Source organism: Xanthomonas sp. SHU 308 (genome assembly GCF_000364645.1).
GTDB classification, from domain to species: domain Bacteria; phylum Pseudomonadota; class Gammaproteobacteria; order Xanthomonadales; family Xanthomonadaceae; genus Xanthomonas_A; species Xanthomonas_A sontii.
This window is the reverse complement of the sequence record NZ_AQOK01000575.1, coordinates 1-930: the sequence shown is the minus strand read 5'-3', so window position 1 is coordinate 930 and position 930 is coordinate 1. Positions and strand designations below refer to the sequence as shown.

The following is a 930-nucleotide window of genomic DNA, read 5'->3' as shown; positions in this document are numbered from 1 at the left end:
GTTGGCGGCGGTGGCCGGCAGTTCGCTGGCCAGCCCGGCTACCGAACGGCCGAACAGGCTGCGCACGCTGCCGTCGGCGCGCTCGCTGACGATCACTTGCTCGCCCCATACCGGAATGCCGCGGAAGGTCTGCTGGTAGCGGCGGTGCACGGTGCCGTCGGCATCGTCGCTGCTGCCGAGCAGGGTCAGCGCGGACTCGGCGTCCAGCCCGATCAGTTCGGCATGGCGCACCGCGGCCGCGGCCGGGATGCCGCCCACGCGCGCGGCGGCGCTGCGGTACTGGGCACCGAGCGTGTCCGGATTCTTGGCGTGCAGATCCACGCGTTGCGCGGCGCTGGCGGAGGTGGCGGCGAGCGCGAGCAGCAGGGACGGCAGCAGCACCGACGGACGATGATGACGTGGCAGAGTCATGAGCGGAATCCTCGAACGCAAGAAGGAAGGGCGCGCCGTCGCGGCAGCGGAGCGGCCGTGGCGCGATGCGTGGCATGACGTTCAGGGCAGTGCGGCCGATCGGCGCAGTGCCTCCCCCTGTGCAGCGACCATAACGGCGGCGTCGCGTCGCGTGGTAGACAGGTTGCGTTCAGGGTTTTTGCATCGAGCAGATGCGGTATCGCCGTAGCTGCGACGTGTGACGCGCAATCGCGCCAAGCGGTTCGCCATCACGATGCATGCAGGTCGGCGGATGTGCACCGAATGCATGCGAAGCGATCGCAGCACCAATGCCGGACCGCCGGTAGCACTTGGTCCCTGCACTGTGGGAGGGGCTTCAGCCCCGACGCGCTGTGCAGGAATTGCTCGGGAGAGCATCCCGCAGTGTGTAGAAGACTGCAGAGACCACGCGCGCCTCTGCGTGGCCTCCGAGGCATCCAATGCAGAACGGCCTCAATCGCGGTGCTTTTAGTTCGTCGCGTCGGGACTGAAGTCCCTCCC

1 pseudogene is annotated in these 930 nt (G+C 68.3%); it reads right to left on the bottom strand.

What is annotated here, in order from left to right:
• A pseudogene (locus D588_RS25110) lies at positions 1-411 on the bottom strand (peptidase M4 family protein); the annotation flags it as partial.
• Between the last annotated feature and the right edge of the window lie 519 nt (positions 412-930).